Here is a 1,190-nt window from a genome sequence, read left to right as displayed (position 1 = left end):
GCCTCTTTCCAATCCAAGTAGTTCATCCAATCTCCTTCGCAAATGGGCAACGTTGTACACATCAAAGCCGCGTAGTTTGATGAAGTCCAACCGCCGAGCAGCACTTGGGAGAACACAATCAAAAAGGCAAACACCGAAAACAACCTAACCGACCGAGAGGAGGGGGAAAAATAAAGATTGTCTCTCGCTTTCAGTTGGCAATAAAACACCGCTTGCATCGCGAGCAAGGTGAACCCACCAAGCAGATGAAGCATGACAATGACAGGCATCAGTTTTAGAGTCACCGTCCACATACCTAACATCGCCTGCCCCACAACCAAAAAGCTGAGCAGAATAGGAATGGATGGGTTCACGCGTTCAGTTCGAATAGCAATAACGGTAATAGCAAAAATCACCATGCCGAGTGTTCCAGCAAAATAGCGATGAATCATCTCTAGCCACGCTTTTTCATGCTCAATCTCGCGTTCTGGAAAATTGATGTTGGCGCGCAGAACATCGTCTTCATGGTGTGGTACAGAAAAATGACCATAACACCCCGGCCAGTCAGGACACCCCAAACCCGCATCTGACAAACGGGTATAGGCGCCCAACATGATGACGACTAACGTCAGGCACAAACTTAATCTAACCAACTTTGTTAACGTCATGATGCGCTCCCTATCCCACTCGCGACAATTTGAGCAACTTACGCAAATCCGCCAGCATATCTTTGCTGAGTTTGACCAAATCTTCGTTTGGCTCTGCAGTGTACGACATCACCAGTTGCCCCAGAGGATCCACAATCAGCACTTGCCCTTGTTGCACTTTTGCCGCCACGTTCTCATTCATCGCCATGGTTTCCATCGGCATTTCTATCGTGTCTGATGTTGTAGAAGTCCACAAAACTGGCACAACGCGTTCTTGATACTTGCCTAAAGCAACATGGCTTTGTTTGAGTAAATAGAGCTGTCTTTGACATTGGCTGTCGCAAGAATCAGGCACCACATAAGCCAGTTGCCAACCGTGCACCGCCGATGGAGCAGATTGGCCTAACTGCGCTAACGTTGTGTACGGTTCGATGAGCTTTCCTCGGTTTGTCACGCCCGTTTCGTACCAGCCTTGCGCCAAAATCAACTTTGCAACAATCGCTGGTAAGGCGAATAAGCAAATCAGTGCGATCAGCACAAACCGCCCTTTTGTAACTTGAGATG

At 48.2% G+C, this 1,190-nt stretch carries 2 protein-coding genes; both read right to left on the bottom strand.

Going from position 1 to position 1,190, the window contains the following annotated elements:
- The coding region (locus tag R7E47_RS24835) for a COX15/CtaA family protein (protein WP_318085424.1) at nucleotides 1–647 on the bottom strand (647 nt) is incomplete at its 3' end.
- Nucleotides 648–657: 10 nt separating this feature from the next.
- On the bottom strand, nucleotides 658–1,190 hold a 533-nt coding region (locus R7E47_RS24830; protein WP_318085422.1), incomplete at its 5' end, for a cytochrome oxidase biogenesis cluster protein.

Origin of the sequence: Vibrio sp. Vb1026 (genome assembly GCF_033338745.1) — a bacterium.
GTDB lineage: Bacteria > Pseudomonadota > Gammaproteobacteria > Enterobacterales > Vibrionaceae > Vibrio > Vibrio alginolyticus.
This window is presented reverse-complemented; position numbering and strand designations above follow the sequence as displayed.